This window comes from Ancylobacter sp. G4_0304 (assembly GCF_047501495.1).
GTDB lineage: Bacteria > Pseudomonadota > Alphaproteobacteria > Rhizobiales > Xanthobacteraceae > Ancylobacter.
The window spans coordinates 14,914-30,021 of sequence record NZ_JAZDRM010000027.1 but is presented as its reverse complement, the minus strand read 5'-3'; the positions used below and the strand labels follow the sequence as shown (position 1 = coordinate 30,021).

The window sequence follows — 15,108 nt, the reverse complement described above, 5'->3', positions numbered from 1 at the left end:
TCATTTGCCCCAGCGCAGAACGAGGGGATCGAGCCGGCGGGCGATCTCGATCAGCCCGGCGCGCGTGGCGGGGTGGACCGGCGGCAGCGGCGCGCGCAGCGTGTCATGGGCGATGACGCCACCTTCCTTCATCAGGATCTTGCACGCGGCGAGGCCGGTCTGCCGGTTCTCGTAGTTGATCAGCGGCAGCCAGCGCATATAGGCGTCGAGTGCCGCCTCGCGGTCACCCGCGACATAGGGGTCGAGGATCTGGCGGATGCCGTCCGGGTAACCGCCGCCGGTCATGGCGCCGGTGGCGCCGGCGTCGAGATCGGCCATCAGGGTGATCGCCTCCTCGCCGTCCCACGGCCCGATGATGGCGTCGCCGCCGGCCTCGATCAGCGCGCGCAGCTTGCCGGCGGCCTGCGGCACCTCGATCTTGAAATAGGCGAGGTGCTCGATCTCGCGCGCCATCTTCGCGAGGAAGGGCACGGAGAGCGGCGTGCCGGCCACGGGGGCATCCTGCACCATGATCGGGATGTCGATGGCATCGGAGACCGCCTTGTAGAAGGCGTAGATGGAGGCTTCCGGCACGCGGAAGGTGGCGCCGTGATAGGGCGGCATGATCATCACCATGGCCGCGCCCAGCTCCTGCGCCCGCCTTGATCGCTCGGCGCAGATATGGGTGGCGAAATGGGTGGTGGTGACGATCACCGGCACCCGGCCGGCGACATGATCCAGCACCGTCTCCATCACGAGATCGCGCTCCTCGTCGGTCAGCACGAACTGCTCGGAGAAATTGGCGAGGATGCACAGACCATGGGAGCCGGCATCGATCATGAAATCGATGGCGCGCTTCTGGCCGTCGAGGTCGAGCCGGCCCTCGGCGTCGAACACGGTCGGCGCGACAGGGAAGACGCCCTTATAGGGGCCGGCGGCGGCGGTGGTCGTCATCATGCAGCCTCAGTGGTTGTCGCGCGGGACCGGCGAGCCGGTGCGCCCGACGAGGAAATCGAAATCGGCGCCGCGGTCGGCCTGCAGCACATGGTCGATGTACAGGCGCTGGTAGCCGCGGCTGGCATGGGGCTCCGGCGGCACCCAGGCGGCGCGGCGGGCGGCGAGCTCGGCCTCGTCCACATGCAGGTGCAGCGAGCGGGCGGGGACGTCGAGCGTGATGAGATCGCCGTTGCGCACCAGCGCCAGCGGCCCGCCGGCGGTCGCCTCGGGCGCGACGTGCAGCACCACCGTGCCATAGGCCGTGCCGGACATGCGGGCATCGGAAATGCGGATCATATCGCGCACGCCCTGACGCAGCAGCTTGGCGGGCAGCGGCATGTTGCCGACCTCGGCCATGCCGGGATAGCCCTTCGGCCCGCAGTTCTTCAGCACCATGATGCAGCTCTCGTCGATGTCGAGCGCCTCGTCGTTCACCGCGTGGTGCATCTCCTCGACGCTCTCGAACACCACGGCGCGGCCGGTGTGCTGCATCAGTTGAGGCGAGGCGGCGCTGGGCTTGATGACCGCGCCATTCGGGGCGAGGTTGCCGGTGAGGATGGCGATGCCGGCATCGACCTTGAACGGCGCCTCAAAGGAGGTGATGACCTCGGGATTGTAGTTCGGCGCCTTCTCGACATTCTCCCAGATGCTGCGCCCGTTCACGGTGCGCGCGTCCTTGTGCAGCAGGCCGCGCTCGCCGAGCGCGCGCAACACCGCCGGCAGACCGCCGGCATAGTAGAAATCCTCCATTAGGAAGCGGCCGGATGGCATCAGGTCGACGAGGCAATGCATGTCGCGGCCGAGCCGGTCGAAATCGGCCAGCGTCAGCTCGACGCCGACCCGGCCGGCGATTGCGAGCAGATGCACCACCGCATTGGTGGAGCCACCGATCGCGGCCAGCGTGCGGATGGCATTCTCGAAGGCGGCGCGGGTGAGGATCTCAGAGGGCTTAAGGTCCTCGCCCACCATCTCGACAATGCGCCGGCCGGCCATGCGGGCCAGCAGGTTGCGCCGGGCGTCGACGGCGGGAATCGCCGCGTTTTCTGGCATGCCGAGACCCAGCGCCTCGACCATCGAGGCCATGGTGGAGGCGGTGCCCATGGTCATGCAGGAGCCGGAGGATCGGTTCATCGCCGCCTCGGCCTCATGGAATTCCGCCAGCGTGATCTCGCCGGCGCGCAGTTGCTCGCTCATCGAGATGATGTTGGTGCCGGAGCCGATGATCTGGCCGCGATAGACCCCGCGCAGCTGCGGCCCGCCGGAGACGCCGATGGCCGGCAGGTCGGCGGAGGCCGCGCCCATCAGGAGCGCCGGCGTGGTCTTGTCGCAGCCCATCAGCAGCACCACGCCGTCGAGCGGGTGCGCGCGGATCGCCTCCTCGACATCCATGGAGGCGAGGTTGCGGAACAGCATGGCGGTCGGGCGCATCGTCACCTCGCCGAGCGAGGAGACCGGAAACTCCAGCGGATAGCCGCCCGCATCCAGCACGCCGCGCCGCACATGCTCGGCGAGGTCGCGGAAATGGATGTTGCAGGGAGTGAGTTCCGACCAGGTGTTGCAGATGCCGATCACCGGGCGGCCCTCGAAGCGGTCCTGCGGCTGGCCGGAATTCTTCAGGAAGGAGCGGTAGTAGAACCCCATCTTGTCCTGGCGGCCGAACCATTGCTGGCTGCGCAGCGCCTTCGTGCCTTTGGTCGGATCGTCGTTACTCATGGGGCACCCGTTCAGCCGGCCGCGCCATGGCGGCGCAGGCCATTGAAGATCACGTTGGTCATCGCTGCGGCGGCAGCCTCGGCATCGCGGTCGCCGATCGCCTCGACGATGCGCTCATGCGCGGCGACCGCGATGTCGTGCTCGCGCGCATCGCCCGGCGCGCTCAGCGTGAAGGAGGCGCGCAGCGCCGCCTCGATCACCGCGCCGATCGAACGCATGAACGGGTTGCCCGAGGCCGTGGCCACCGCGACATGAAGGGTGAGATCGGCATCGGCGAAACGGTCCGAGGCGCCGGGCTCCACCTTCATGCGGGCCACGGCCTCGCGCATCACCGCGAGGTCCTCCTCGCTATGGCGCTCGGCGGCCAGCGCCGCGGCGCGGGGTTCCACGGCCAGCCGGATTTCCGAGAGGTCGCGCAGGAAGCGCTTGTCGATGCCGGCGTCGAGGTGCCAGGCCAGCACGTCGGGATCGAACATGTTCCAGAAGGCGCGCTCGCGCACCACGGTGCCGACGCGGGCCTTGGTGGAAAGCAGGCCCTTGGCGACCAGCGTCTTCACGCTCTCGCGCAGCACTGGGCGGGAGACGCCGAACAGCAAGGTAAGCTCGGCGTCGCCCGGCAGCTTGCAGCCCTCGCCATAGCGCCCGGCGATGATGTCGATGCCGATGGTCCGGGCGACCTCGCCATGGTTGGAATGGGCGCGGCGCGCGGGGATGACGATGATCTGCGAGGTCATGGCGCGGCTCCTGCGGCGGCGAGGCGTGAACGGCGCCGCGGGCGGCGGGCGAGATGGAGGGTCAGCTGCTGGAAGGCGATGAAGGCGAAGAGCAGGAGCCCGGTCGCGATCTTCGCCCACCAGCTCGACAGCGAGCCGTCGAAGCTGATGTAGGTCTGGATCAGGCCCTGGATCAGCACGCCGAGGAAGGAGCCGAACACGAAGCCATAGCCGCCGGACAGCAGCGTGCCGCCGATCACCACCGCCGCGATGGCGTCGAGCTCGACGCCCACGGCGGAAAGCGAGTAGCCCGACGAGGTGTAGAGCGAGAACACGATGCCCGCGAGCCCGGCGAGCACGCTGGAGAGCGTGTAGATCAGCACCGTGGTGCGGGCGACGTTGATGCCCATAAGTCCCGTCGCGACGCGCGAGCCGCCCAGCGCATAGACATTGGCACCGAAGCGGGTGAGGTGCAGCAGCACCATGCCGCCCAGCACCACCGCCAGCATGATCATGGCCGGCACGGTCAGCCGCGCCCCGCCGCCGAGCGCCACCGCGTGATCGGACAGGTGCGCATACAGATCGGCGGTGATCGGGAGGGATTCGGTGGAGAGCAGGAAGCTCACCCCGCGCGCCAGGAACATGCCGGCAAGCGTAACGATGAAGGGCGGTAGCTCGAAATACTGGATGACCGCGCCCATGGCCGCGCCGAAGGCGGCGCAGATCGCGAGGATTGCCACGAAGGCGACGAGCGGCGGCATGCCCAGCCGCTCGATCGCCAGCGCCAGGAACACGGTGGTGAAGCCGATCACCGAACCGACCGAGAGGTCGATACCGCCGGAGATGATCACGAAGGTCATGCCGACCGCGACGATGCCGAGGAAGGCATTGTCGGTGAGCAGGTTCATGACCACGCGCAGCGAGGCGAAGTTCGGATAGGCCGCCGAACAGAGGAGAAAGCCGGCGACGAACACTACGGTGGTGGCGATCACCGGCATGAGCCGGCCGAGAAGCGAGGCAGCGGGCGAGCGGGTCAAGAGTGCCTCCTCACGGCTTCCGGCGGCGGAAGGAAAAACCGGCGACATAGCCGCCGAGACGTGGTGACTGCGCCAGCAGGACGGTGAGCACCACGACCGCCTTCACGACGAGATTGGTCTCGGGCGGCAGGCCCGAGAGCAGGATGCCGGTGTTCATCGCCTGGATGATGAGCGCGCCAACCACCGCCAGGATGATGGAGAAGCGCCCGCCGAACAGCGAGGTGCCGCCGATCACCACGGCGAGGATGGCGTCCAGCTCCAGCCACAGCCCGGCATTGTTGGCGTCAGCGCCAAGGATATCCGCGCTGGCGACGATGCCGGCGAGCGCCGCGCACAGGCCGCTCCACATATAGACCGAAACTGTAATGAGCCGTGTCCCGATGCCGGCGAGCGCGCTGGCGCGCGGATTGCCGCCGGTGGCCTCGATCATCAGCCCGAGCGCGGTGCCGCGCACGATGAGCAGTGTCAGCGCCAGCATGCCCAGCGTGAGCACCACCGGGGTCGGCAGGCCGAGCACCGACCCGCCGCCGAGAAAGGCAAGCTCCGGCGAGGTGAAGGTGACGATGCGGCCCTCGGTGATGAGCTGCGCGATGCCGCGCCCCGCCACCATCAGGATGAGCGTCGCCACGATCGGCTGGATGCCGAGCACGGCGACCAGGAAGCCGTTCCACAGGCCGCAGGCGAGCCCGGCGCCGAGCGCCGCCGCCAGCACCACGGGCAGTGAATGGCTGTCGGCGAGGCTGGCCGCGATCGCCCCGCAGATCGCCATGACCGCGCCGACCGACAGGTCGATGCCGCGCATGGCGATGACCAGCACCATGCCGATCGACAGCAGCGCGACCGGCGCGCCGCGGTTCAGCACGTCGATGAGGCTGCCGAACAGCCTCCCGTCCTGCAGGCGAATGTCGAAGAACTGCGGCGACACCAGCCAGTTCGCGGCGAGGATCACCGCGAGCGCGACGACCTGCGAGGTGCCGATGGATGGAAGACGTCGCGCCACGCTACCCTCCCTCATGCCGGCATCGCGGCCGAAGCCGGCGCCTCGGCGATCGCGGCGAGGATGGAGGGCACCGTGACCGCCTCGCCGCGCAGGCGGGCGACATGGGCGCGGTCGCGCAGCACGACCACCTCGTCGGCATAGGTCACGAGTTCCTCCAGCTCCGAGGAGACGACCAGCAGCGCCATGCCCTCGGCGCACAGATCGCGGATCAACTTGATGATCTCGGCATGGGCGCCGACATCGATGCCGCGCGTCGGCTCGTCGAGGATGAGCAGGCGCGGCTTGGTGGCGAGCCAGCGGGCGAGCAGCGCCTTCTGCTGGTTGCCGCCGGAGAGCAGGCCGATGGGACGGGAAGGATCGGGCGGACGGATGTCGAGCAGCCGGATGAACCGCGCCGCAATCTCGTCCTGCTCACGGCGCGACAGCGGCCGCAGCGGCCCGCGCTGGGCCTGAAGCGCCAGCACGATGTTCTCACGCACCGAAAGCTCGGCGACGATGCCCTCGGTCTTGCGCTCCTCCGGGCAATAGCCGAAGCCGAGCCGCATCGCCTCGCGCGGCGAGCCCACCGTCCCCGCGCCCTCCCCCGTCCGCGCCGCGCCGCAATCCGCCTTCTCGACTCCGAACACCAGGCGGACCGTCTCGGTGCGCCCGGAGCCGAGCAGCCCGGCGAGGCCGACGACTTGGCCGGCATGCAAGGAGAGGTCGAAGGGGGCGAGATAGCCGGCCTTGCCATAGCCCTCGAAGACCGCGACGGGCTCGCGCACCGGGGCGGTCACAGGCCCGCGGCGCGCCGACGTCGCCTCGCTCAGTTCGCGGCCCAGCATTAGCGTAACGAGTTCGATCCGCGGCAGCTCCGCGATCGGCGCGGTGCCGGCGAGGCGGCCATTGCGCAGCACGGTGATACGGTCGCAGATCGTATAGACCTGATCGAGGAAATGGGTGACGAACACGATGCCGATGCCGCGCGCCTTGAGCTGGCGCATCACGGCGAACAGCACCTCGACCTCGTGGGCGTCGAGGCTCGCCGTCGGCTCGTCGAGGATCAGCACGCGCGCGGACTGGTCGACGGCGCGAGCGATGGCAACGATGTGCTGGATCGCGACGGAATAGCTCTCAAGCGGCGCGCTGACGTCGATCGACAGGCCGAACTCGGCGAGCAGTGCCTCGGCGCGCCGGCGCATCTCGCGATCGCGCACCAGCCCGAACCGCGTCGGCTGGCGGCCGAGAAACAGGTTCTGCGCGACCGAGAGGTTCGGGGCGAGGTTCACTTCCTGATAGACCGTGGCGATGCCGGCCTGCGCCGCCTCGGCGGCCGAGCGCGGCGATATCTCCTCGCCGTCGAGGCGCAGGGTCCCGAGGTCGCGCTGTACCACGCCGGTCATCGTCTTGATGAGGGTCGATTTGCCGGCGCCGTTCTCGCCCAGCAGGGCATGAATCTCCCCATGGCGCAGCGTGAAGTCGACCTGCTTAAGCGCAACGAAGCCGGCAAAGGACTTGCTGAAGCCCGCCACGTCGAGCAGCGGCGGCCGCGCATGGGCGGCAGCGGTCGGCGGAAGGGTCGGATCAGGGGAATGCATGAGAGCCTCCGAAGGGGACCGTCGGCCGCGACGCGCCGGGGATGACGGGTCGCGGCCGGGCGGAGCGGCGCGCTCGAGCGAGCCGCGCGATCGGCTCAGTAGCCGAGGTCCTTCTTGGACTCGTAGACCGCCATGGGATTGTCGGCCTGGGTGTAAAGCTTCGATTCCGTCTGGATCCACTTCGGCGGCACGGTGCCCTTGGCCTTGTAGGCAAGGACGGCGTCGAAGGCCGGGCCAGCCATATTGGGCGTCAGTTCGACCGTGGCATTGGCCTCGCCGGCCGCCATCGCCTTGAAGATGTCCGGCACGGCGTCGATCGATACGGTGAGCACGTCGGTGCCCGGCTTCAGCCCGGCTTCCTTCATCGCCTGGATGGCGCCCACCATCATGTCGTCATTATGCGCATAGACCGCGCAGATGTTCTTGCCGCCGCCTTCGGCCTTGATGAAGCTCTCCATCACTTCCTTGCCCTTGGCACGGGTGAAGTCGCCGGTCTGGCTGCGGACGATCTTGACGTTCGAGGCGCCGGCAATGCCGTCCTCGAAGCCCTTCTTGCGGTTGGTGGCGACCGAGGCGCCGACGGTGCCCTGAAGTTCGACAACGTTGCACGGCTTGCCGGCGACGGTCTTCACCAGCCATTCGCCCGCGACCTTGCCCTCATGTACCGAATCCGACGTGACGGCGGTCAGGTAGAGGTCCTTGCCGGCGGGATCGATATCGCGATCGAGCAGCACGACCGGAATCTTGGCTTCCTTCGCTTCCTTCAGCACCGAGTCCCAGCCGGTGGCGACGACCGGCGCGAGGAAGATCGCGTCCACGCCCTGCGCGATGAAGGAGCGGATCGCCTTGATCTGGTTCTCCTGCTTCTGCTGGGCGTCGGCGATCTTGAAGGTGATGTTGCGCTTCTTGGCTTCGGACTTCGAGACGGTGGTCTCAGCCGCGCGCCAGCCCGATTCCGAGCCGATCTGCGAGAAACCAATGGTCAGGTCCGCCGCTTGGGCGCCGGCGACGAAAAGCCCGCCGGCAAAGGCGGTCGCGAGAAGCATGGCTTTGAGTTTCATTGGCGCTCTCCCATGGGGTCATGCCCTCGTGCCACTGCCGGGCACGTTCGGACGGGGCATCTATGACACAGGATAGAACGGCTGAATAGTCATACTGTTTGACTTTTTAGCGAAGCGTCGTCCCGCGCGTTTTGCCACGCATACACCACCGCGGCTGGGCAAAGGGCCCGGCGCGGAGCGGCTAGTGCGAGTAAAGATCGAGTGGCGCCAACGGACGGGCAGGCTTTGCCTCACCCCCCTGAATCCCGACAGCGCTCAGATCAGCCTGAGCCCGCGCAGCGAGGCATGGCCGTCCTTGCCGACGATGATGTGGTCATGCACCTCGATGCCCAGCGGCTTGGCCACGTCGACGATGGTGCGCGTCATCTGGATGTCGGCCTGCGAGGGCGTCGGGTCGCCGGACGGGTGGTTGTGAACCATCCATATGGTCCGCATAACGTGTTGATTTATATGATCTACTTCGCTTAGAGGTGCCGAATGGTTCCGGGGATTGGGGGCGGTTCGCGATGACCGAGCGTGACGATCACGGCTGATCATACGTGCGCTCTTCGAGGCCCTTTGATGCACGGCACTGGACCTTATTCTTTTCGTCCCACGCATCAAGCTCATCGAGGGGATAAAGCACAGCTTTGCCAATTTTCACGTAGGACGGTCCGAGACGCATCGCGCGCCAATTTCGAAGAGTCCCGACTGAAATGCCGCCACGGTAGCGTTCAGCCACCTCGTCAGGGGTAAGGAATTTGCTATCTGACACTATCGCCTCCTTCGGCTGCACGATCCAGGCCGTCCCGCCGCGTCTTCAGTTGATCGTAGCGGTAGTCTCCTCAGGCCGCTTTCGGGCTTGTATTTGAGTGCCCGGAATCGGTGCCTCACGCTTCCGCACGGACATACATGCTGCGTCATTCACAGCCGTGGAAGGTGTTCCGGGCAGGTGTCGGAGAAACGGATAGCGTAGGGGGCACATAGGCGGGTTCGGCCGCGATGCCTTCGCCAGCGCCCGGCGCCGGTCAGATGCTGCGCTATGGAATTGTGGGCCGTTCCGGTGGGGACTTTGTAGCGGGTGTGCGGGCGAGGAAAGAAACGCCTTTTGTCCAAATATGAGGCTCGGCCCAGCCGCTACCCCGTCCTGTGATAAGCCATCTATGTTGGACTAGCCATCGCGTTCACCGAGCATACGGTGCTGGCTCGGGGGAAGGATGCCTAAGCGCTCTTTCAGGCTATCTGGGCAGAGCAAACGCTGAATAGTGCTGTCGAATATACGCCAGCTTCGGATCAATGTAGCGCTGACAGAAAGGCCTACTCGGATCGGTTCGATAGTAGTTCTGGTAGCGCGCATCCGACGCCTTAAAGCCTGCAAACGATAGCACCAAGGTGTGCACTGTCTCGCTAGACTCTTCGCCCAAGCGGGCAACCGCTTGCTCAGCTTCATGTCGCTGGCTCTCTTCAAATATGTAAATTGCACTGCGGTATTTGCTTTGGAGCGAACGGGCTCGAGTGGCGGAGTGCGTCCTGAGATGGACCTCGGACAGCGTCGTCAATCCAATGACCGTGGGATCGAAGGTGACGATCACCCCCTCCGCCCAGGTGTCTGCCGGCGCCATCGATTGTAGAAAACCCTGGTCGACCTGCGTGACGCCGCGCAACGCTTGGAAAACACCCTCGGTGCACCAGTGGCAGCCTCCACCAAAGCCGACCTTTGCCATCCTCAACTCCTACGCAAAGGCACAACGGCTGGGCCGGACTTATCGAGCTGGCGGACGAACGCGATGATCCGCTGTCCGACATCGTCCGCCATTTCTACATGAGGGTAGTGCCCGGCGCCCGCAACAATCATGGTTTCGGCATTGAGCCTCGAAGCCAAGCTCCGAGCTTCTTCGACGGGGTCCGGGAAGTCTGGATCCTTCGAGCCCATCACGATGAGGCTCGGCACGGAGACTTCGTCTAGGATCGCTGCGGTGTCAGACTTCGACAATGACAGCATCTTCAAGAGAGCCTGCATGCGTTTTGGCTCTCGGAGGTTTGCGGCGATTGCCGCTTTCACTTCAGCATGATCCGGTGCCGGCTTCGTCGGAAAAAGGCTGCTCCAGTACGTGGTCCAGAACCAAGTACGCCACGGGCCTGCGCATCCGAGCGAGAGGACAAGTTTCTGGATCGTCTTGAGGGGAAGATCGCGGACAATCGGCCCGAGCAGCACCACCCCGTTGACGAGGCCAGGAGACTCCCTGGCAGCCCAGAGCGCAGACCCGGCCGCGAACGAGTTGCCCATGATCGTGGCTGGACCGGCACCCAACTGTTGGAGGATGGAGATGGCGTCACGGCTGACCGCTCGCGCAGAGTAGTCCGGCCACTCGGCCGACGATTCTCCGAACCCGCGGACGTCCATCGTCACCACTCGGCATCCCGCATGCTGCAGCATAGGCTTCACGAGGCGGTACTCGGATCGCAAGTCGCCCATTCCCGGAATTCCGATGACGACAGGTCCGGTTCCGCCCGTGTCGTCGAAGGCTATCCTACCACTCTCTGTCTCCATAAACTGGGTCTGCGCATCGTTAGACGCCATGAAACGATCCGATCCGTTGAGCAGCAATCCTATCGGCTGACTTCGAAAAGAAACCACGCACGGCGTTCCGCCTCGTCGGTCCAGGTATCGATCAGGCCGGAGGTCGCATTGTCCTTCGCCTGGTCGGCGACGTCCTTTGCGCGACGCAGCGACTCGACCATGTGAAGATTATCAGCGCGCAATTCCGCCAGCATGTCCTGAGGCGTGACGAACTCCGCGTCGTTGTCCTTGATCGTCTGGTGGCGGGCGATATCGCCGATCGATCGGATGGTCGTATTACCGGTCTTCCGGGCGCGCTCAGCCATAGCATCGGTAGCAGCGAGGATCTCCGCAGCTTGCTCGTCGAGAAGCAGGTGGTAGTCCCTGAAGTACGGGCCCGAGACATGCCAGTGAAAGTTCTTGGTCTTGAGGTAGACCGCATAGCTGTTCGCCAAAATGATCTTCAGCGCATCCGCGACCGTCATGGTCGCGCTTTCGTCCAGGTCAGATGGTGAAGGCGCGGTTTCAGCACTGGAGTCTGTCATCGCTTGGACTTCCTCAATGATGGCTTGCACAAGAGACCAGCGCCGATTCTTTCGCACGCTAAGGTACAGAAAATGAATTTACCTCAGGACGAAGTCCAATGACCTGTAACTATAGTTTCGATAGTTCAGGCGACCAGAAAGGAGCCTAGGGGCCCAGGTTCGCGCCCATCACGGTCACGGCGTTTAGCGGTGAAGCCAAGCTCATGCGTCCGGTCGAAAGCTGAGCACGAATGCCACGACCTTTTCTGCAGACATCTCACACGGCTTGAGTGAAGCCTTGCCCGCTGAGACGCGGTACAGGTTGAAGCTGATGATGTCGGTTCCAGCCAGCTCTCGGGCAAAAAGGCTGTTACGTCGGCCATCTTTGGAGCGGCGGACTGTAACGCCGAAGCGCCGGGCTTTGTAAGTGCCCTCGCTATATCCGTCCGGTAGCCTAGCGAAAGCCGTATCGAATTCTTTCTCCTCCATTTCACGTCACTGGTGGCCGTTCGATGGCGAGTAGCTGGTCGAGCCCGCCTCTGGCATCGAGGGCATGGAGTTCGTCAGACCCGCCCACATGCGTGCCGTTGATGAATATCTGCGGCACGGTGCTTCGACCTGAGACGTCGATCATCGCTTTTCGGTTTTCCGCACTAGCCTCGATGTCGACTTCCGTGAACGCCACCCCCTTTTTTGTAAGCAGCGCTTTCGCTCGGCGGCAGTATGGGCACCAACTCGTGACATAGAGGAGGACCTCTGGCTTCATTTTGCATCTCCAATCGTTGACGCGTGACGTGAGTCCTTCGCGGCAGAACCTAAGTATCACCGCGACTCTCGAACGGCTGGGAGCGAGGGCGCAAAACTACGTGACGGCTGATTTGAGGAAGGCCGCAAGATCCAGGTCATCACGCAGCCATTTTCCTGACCGCATCCAGCACCCGGTCTTGCCGGTATGGCTTGGAAAAGAATGGAATATCCGGTGGGACAACAGCCTCTTCCGGCCACGGCCTTCCGGACGTGATTATGATCTGAATGGTCGGCCATTTGTTTCGAATACGGATGGCCAGCATGATGCCGTCGATGCCGCCCGGCATGTCCACGTCGGTGAAGACGACCCGGATGTCGCGCCGTTCTTCCAAAGCCACGAGCGCAGCAGAGGCATCTGATGCTTCCAGCACTTCGAAGCCGGCTTCTTCAATCATGTCCGATGCAAAGAGACGGAGAAGTGGCTCATCTTCCACGACAAGCACCACTGGTTTATTCATTCCACACACGTACTCCATCAAGCCTGGACCAACTGGCGCATAGAGGCATGCAGGTCCGCCGCGAGGCCTTCTGGATCGAAGCGAAGATCGACGCCACCAGTACCGACCAAACCGATGCTGATTAGCTTTGAGCCGAAGCCTTTACGCGTCGGCGGCACAACGGGAGGTCCGCCCTGCTCTCGCCACTCGATCTTCAGCAGATCGCCGTCCTGGCTGTCTTCGACGCCCCAAGACAGCGACACCTTCCCATAGTCGTTCGTCAGAGCGCCGTACTTGCAGGCGTTCGTTAGAAGTTCGTGCACGATGAGGGAAAAGGACAGCGCCGCTCTTGGCCCTAGCGCCACGGGCAATCCGGCCATTCTAACCCGATCCGAAAATCCGATCGCTTCTATGACGGTCGCCGCAACAGCTTGGAGATCAGCCTGTGTCCAGCTTGTCTGGAGCAGGGCGTCGTGTGCTGCGCTCAATGCCATCAGCCGGCCCTCGAAGGCGTAAACAGCATCGCGGTCGGTGACGGTTCGCAAGGTTTGGCTCGCGATAGCCTGAACCATGGTGAGCGTATTCTTCAGGCGATGCGCGATTTCACCATTTACGATGTGCTGGCGCTGCTCGGCACGATGCCGAGCGACCCCTGCCTCAAGTCGGTCTGCAGCGCTCCGCAAGAATGCAATCTCTTCGGCGGGCCAGAGCCGGGGGGTGCCGCAATGCACAAAGAAAACGGCAATTGTCTTGCCCTGATCGCGCACTGGCATGTCGATCACTGCGCGAATACCAATTCGCAACGCGCCATCGAGATTGTGCAGCGCGCGCTCGTCAGACAGGGCGTCCCTAACTATCAGAGGGTCGCCATCGACGAGTGGCTTGTGCAAACTCCCAAACTCGTCAAGCCGGTGTCGACCGGCGATGCTCATCACACCCGGTGCGGTCCAGTGTGTTTCAACGTTGATCGTCTCGACGTCATGGTCGACGGTTCCAAACCCGGCTCGGTCCGTGGCGAGGGTCCGACCAACGATGGCAGAGGTGCCAGACGTCATCTCCTCTGTGCCGCTACTGCTGCGGATTACCTCACCGATCTCAACAAGAGCAGTCTGGAGTTCAGTTAGGCGCTCGCTAGCCTTGGCGATCCGACGCAGTTCGAGATTCTCGCTGGCGAGACGGGCAAGCGCCTGGAGCATCGCCCTTTCCATCTCGCTCAGCCCTGCCGGCCGCGGAGCGGTATCGATAACACACAGCCGACCGACTACCGCCCCGGATCGAAGGACAAGCGGCGCGCCAGCATATGCCCTGAAGTGCTTCTCGCCGGTGACAAGTGGATTGCGTTTCGTTCGCGCATCGGCTGTCAAATCGACGATCTCTAGGAGGTCGCCTTTGTCGATGTCGATCCGACAGACCGAATGTTCGATATCCGTCTCGCACACGTCGAGCCCGTACTTGGCCTTGAACCATTGTCGGTCGGTGTCGAGAAGCGTGATCAGAGCGATAGGAACGCCACAGGCCTTAGCCGCAACGAACACGAGATCGTCGAAGGACTGCTCGTCCGGTGTGTCGAGAACCATGAGTTCAGCAAGCGCCTTCGCTCGCTGAACCGCCCCCGCGTCGGCCGCACTGGCGCTCAGGCTCAGCACGTCAATGTCCTTGCACGCGAGGCGGCCACTGCCCGCCCGATGTCCCAGCCTCACGCGTCACTGCAGCATCGCCACCTTCGACGATGAGGACAATCTTGCCTTGAATATGACCCGCCTCAGCACGCTCGTGGGCGGCAGCCGCTTCCGAGAGGGGGTACGTGCTATCGACCGCGACGCGAACGGTCCCGCTGTCCAGCAATCGGCCTAACTCGGCGAGTTGGGCTCCGTTGGATCGTACCTGTGTTGCAGAGACCGTAACGCCAAGGTTAGCGGCTTCATCGTGTCCCGCGAAGCCAAGCGGAAAGATTGGAAAAAGCGCGCCGCCGCGACGTATCGAACGCAAGAAGCGACTGGCTGTCGGGCCACCTACTGCATCGACGACGAGGTCCACCTCGCGCACCGAGTCTTCCGCCTTGATTTTCGTGTAGTCGATGAATTCGTCTGCGCCGAGATCGCGCAGAAATGTCTCGTGTCGGCCTGACGCAATAGCTATCACGCGCGCGCCCTTGTGTTTTGCTAACTGCAGTGCGAGGTGACCGACACCGCCGCCGGCGCCATTGATCATGACGCTTTTGCCTTCCAACGGGACCGGGTCGTGCCTCCCGGGCTGCAGGGGATTGGGTTCGCTATGACCCAGCTCTATCAGGTACTGCCACGCGGTCAGTCCCGACATCGGCGCTGCAGCGGCATGAACATGGTCGAGGCCGCGAGGTTTTAGCGCCAGATCTGATGCCGGTGCCGAAACGTACTCTGCGTATCCCAGGCTTTCGCCAAAACTTGGGAATCGGATCATTCCAAAAACTTCGTCACCCGGTGAAAACGCTGTGACATCCGGGGCGACAGCCTCAACGATCCCGGACACGTCCGAGCCGGGTATGGCCGGCAACTCGATCGGCGGTCTCCACTCGGGGGGCAGCGCCTTGTACCCTTCTCTGAGATACCAATCCGGAGGATTGAGGCCAGCCGCATGCACTCGGACGAGAACCTCGCCTGGCCTGACGGCGGGCTTTGGAGCATCCTCATAGCGGAGTACGCCGGGAGCACCGAATTCGTGGAAGCGGATTGCCTTCATCAATATC

16 protein-coding genes and 1 pseudogene are annotated in these 15,108 nt (G+C 64.3%); all 17 read right to left on the bottom strand.

All coding sequences use genetic code 11. The features are described 5' to 3' along the window. Positions 1-933, bottom strand: a complete 933-nt coding sequence (locus tag VRZ77_RS15580; protein WP_414593557.1) for a dihydrodipicolinate synthase family protein — start codon at positions 931-933, stop codon at positions 1-3. Positions 934-942: 9 nt separating this feature from the next. Further along, positions 943-2,688 carry an IlvD/Edd family dehydratase gene (locus VRZ77_RS15575; RefSeq protein WP_414593521.1) on the bottom strand — a complete coding sequence of 582 codons (1,746 nt, stop codon included), beginning with the start codon at positions 2,686-2,688 and terminating at the stop codon, positions 943-945. Between the two features lie 11 nt (positions 2,689-2,699). Next, positions 2,700-3,422, bottom strand: a complete 723-nt coding sequence (locus tag VRZ77_RS15570; RefSeq protein ID WP_414593520.1) for a FadR/GntR family transcriptional regulator — start codon at positions 3,420-3,422, stop codon at positions 2,700-2,702. Then, positions 3,419-4,399, bottom strand: coding sequence for a galactofuranose ABC transporter, permease protein YjfF (gene yjfF, locus VRZ77_RS15565; RefSeq protein ID WP_414593556.1), 981 nt, complete (start codon positions 4,397-4,399; stop codon positions 3,419-3,421). Before yjfF ends, VRZ77_RS15570 begins: the two co-directional genes overlap by 4 nt. Positions 4,400-4,448: 49 nt before the next feature. Continuing rightward, the gene (locus tag VRZ77_RS15560) at positions 4,449-5,453 is read right to left on the bottom strand and encodes an ABC transporter permease (protein WP_414593519.1); all 1,005 of its coding nucleotides are present in this window, start codon (positions 5,451-5,453) and stop codon (positions 4,449-4,451) included. After that, positions 5,450-7,015, bottom strand: coding sequence for a sugar ABC transporter ATP-binding protein (locus VRZ77_RS15555; RefSeq protein WP_414593518.1), 1,566 nt, complete (start codon positions 7,013-7,015; stop codon positions 5,450-5,452). The genes VRZ77_RS15560 and VRZ77_RS15555 overlap by 4 nt, the downstream gene beginning before the upstream one ends. A 95-nt stretch (positions 7,016-7,110) precedes the next feature. After that, positions 7,111-8,076, bottom strand: a complete 966-nt coding sequence (gene ytfQ, locus VRZ77_RS15550; protein WP_414593517.1) for a galactofuranose ABC transporter, galactofuranose-binding protein YtfQ — start codon at positions 8,074-8,076, stop codon at positions 7,111-7,113. 255 nt (positions 8,077-8,331) lie between these two features. Then, a pseudogene (locus tag VRZ77_RS15545) lies at positions 8,332-8,496 on the bottom strand (JAB domain-containing protein); the annotation flags it as partial. A gap of 103 nt (positions 8,497-8,599) precedes the next feature. Then, positions 8,600-8,830, bottom strand: coding sequence for a helix-turn-helix transcriptional regulator (locus VRZ77_RS15540; RefSeq protein ID WP_037520594.1), 231 nt, complete (start codon positions 8,828-8,830; stop codon positions 8,600-8,602). A 463-nt stretch (positions 8,831-9,293) separates the two neighbouring features. Then, positions 9,294-9,779 (bottom strand): peptide-methionine (S)-S-oxide reductase, encoded by a 486-nt coding sequence (locus VRZ77_RS15535; protein WP_037520593.1) that lies wholly within the window; start codon positions 9,777-9,779, stop codon positions 9,294-9,296. Positions 9,780-9,781: 2 nt separating this feature from the next. Next, on the bottom strand, positions 9,782-10,636 hold the full coding sequence (locus tag VRZ77_RS15530; protein WP_051886777.1) for an alpha/beta fold hydrolase: 855 nt from the start codon (positions 10,634-10,636) through the stop codon (positions 9,782-9,784). A 29-nt stretch (positions 10,637-10,665) separates the two neighbouring features. Then, a complete protein-coding gene (locus VRZ77_RS15525) occupies positions 10,666-11,160 on the bottom strand; it encodes a Dps family protein (protein ID WP_037520728.1) in 495 nt (164 codons plus the stop codon). Positions 11,161-11,361: 201 nt separating this feature from the next. Beyond that, positions 11,362-11,628, bottom strand: coding sequence for a hypothetical protein (locus tag VRZ77_RS15520; RefSeq protein ID WP_037520592.1), 267 nt, complete (start codon positions 11,626-11,628; stop codon positions 11,362-11,364). A 1-nt stretch (position 11,629) separates the two neighbouring features. Beyond that, positions 11,630-11,905, bottom strand: a complete 276-nt coding sequence (grxC, locus tag VRZ77_RS15515; RefSeq protein WP_037520591.1) for a glutaredoxin 3 — start codon at positions 11,903-11,905, stop codon at positions 11,630-11,632. Positions 11,906-12,044: 139 nt separating this feature from the next. Further along, entirely contained in the window at positions 12,045-12,404 is a 360-nt protein-coding gene (locus VRZ77_RS15510; protein WP_037520727.1) for a response regulator, read from the bottom strand. A 17-nt stretch (positions 12,405-12,421) separates the two neighbouring features. After that, on the bottom strand, positions 12,422-14,029 hold the full coding sequence (locus VRZ77_RS15505) for a sensor histidine kinase (protein ID WP_051886776.1): 1,608 nt from the start codon (positions 14,027-14,029) through the stop codon (positions 12,422-12,424). Position 14,030: 1 nt separating this feature from the next. After that, positions 14,031-15,101 carry an NADP-dependent oxidoreductase gene (locus VRZ77_RS15500; RefSeq protein ID WP_051886774.1) on the bottom strand — a complete coding sequence of 357 codons (1,071 nt, stop codon included), beginning with the start codon at positions 15,099-15,101 and terminating at the stop codon, positions 14,031-14,033. Positions 15,102-15,108 lie beyond the last annotated feature (7 nt).

Excerpts from the sequence above, each read along its gene's own strand:
- VRZ77_RS15560 (WP_414593519.1), bottom strand. The coding sequence starts at position 5,453 with ATGAGGGAGGGTAGCGTGGCGCGACGTCTTCCATCCATCGGCACCTCG.
- VRZ77_RS15525 (WP_037520728.1), bottom strand. The coding sequence starts at position 11,160 with ATGACAGACTCCAGTGCTGAAACCGCGCCTTCACCATCTGACCTGGAC.
- VRZ77_RS15570 (WP_414593520.1), bottom strand. The coding sequence starts at position 3,422 with ATGACCTCGCAGATCATCGTCATCCCCGCGCGCCGCGCCCATTCCAAC.
- ytfQ (WP_414593517.1), bottom strand. The coding sequence starts at position 8,076 with ATGAAACTCAAAGCCATGCTTCTCGCGACCGCCTTTGCCGGCGGGCTT.
- yjfF (WP_414593556.1), bottom strand. The coding sequence starts at position 4,399 with ATGCCGGTGATCGCCACCACCGTAGTGTTCGTCGCCGGCTTTCTCCTC.
- grxC (WP_037520591.1), bottom strand. The coding sequence starts at position 11,905 with ATGAAGCCAGAGGTCCTCCTCTATGTCACGAGTTGGTGCCCATACTGC.
- VRZ77_RS15510 (WP_037520727.1), bottom strand. The coding sequence starts at position 12,404 with ATGAATAAACCAGTGGTGCTTGTCGTGGAAGATGAGCCACTTCTCCGT.
- VRZ77_RS15580 (WP_414593557.1), bottom strand. The coding sequence starts at position 933 with ATGACGACCACCGCCGCCGCCGGCCCCTATAAGGGCGTCTTCCCTGTC.
- VRZ77_RS15520 (WP_037520592.1), bottom strand. The coding sequence starts at position 11,628 with ATGGAGGAGAAAGAATTCGATACGGCTTTCGCTAGGCTACCGGACGGA.
- VRZ77_RS15500 (WP_051886774.1), bottom strand. The coding sequence starts at position 15,101 with ATGAAGGCAATCCGCTTCCACGAATTCGGTGCTCCCGGCGTACTCCGC.
- VRZ77_RS15555 (WP_414593518.1), bottom strand. The coding sequence starts at position 7,015 with ATGCATTCCCCTGATCCGACCCTTCCGCCGACCGCTGCCGCCCATGCG.
- VRZ77_RS15535 (WP_037520593.1), bottom strand. The coding sequence starts at position 9,779 with ATGGCAAAGGTCGGCTTTGGTGGAGGCTGCCACTGGTGCACCGAGGGT.
- VRZ77_RS15575 (WP_414593521.1), bottom strand. The coding sequence starts at position 2,688 with ATGAGTAACGACGATCCGACCAAAGGCACGAAGGCGCTGCGCAGCCAG.
- VRZ77_RS15530 (WP_051886777.1), bottom strand. The coding sequence starts at position 10,636 with ATGGCGTCTAACGATGCGCAGACCCAGTTTATGGAGACAGAGAGTGGT.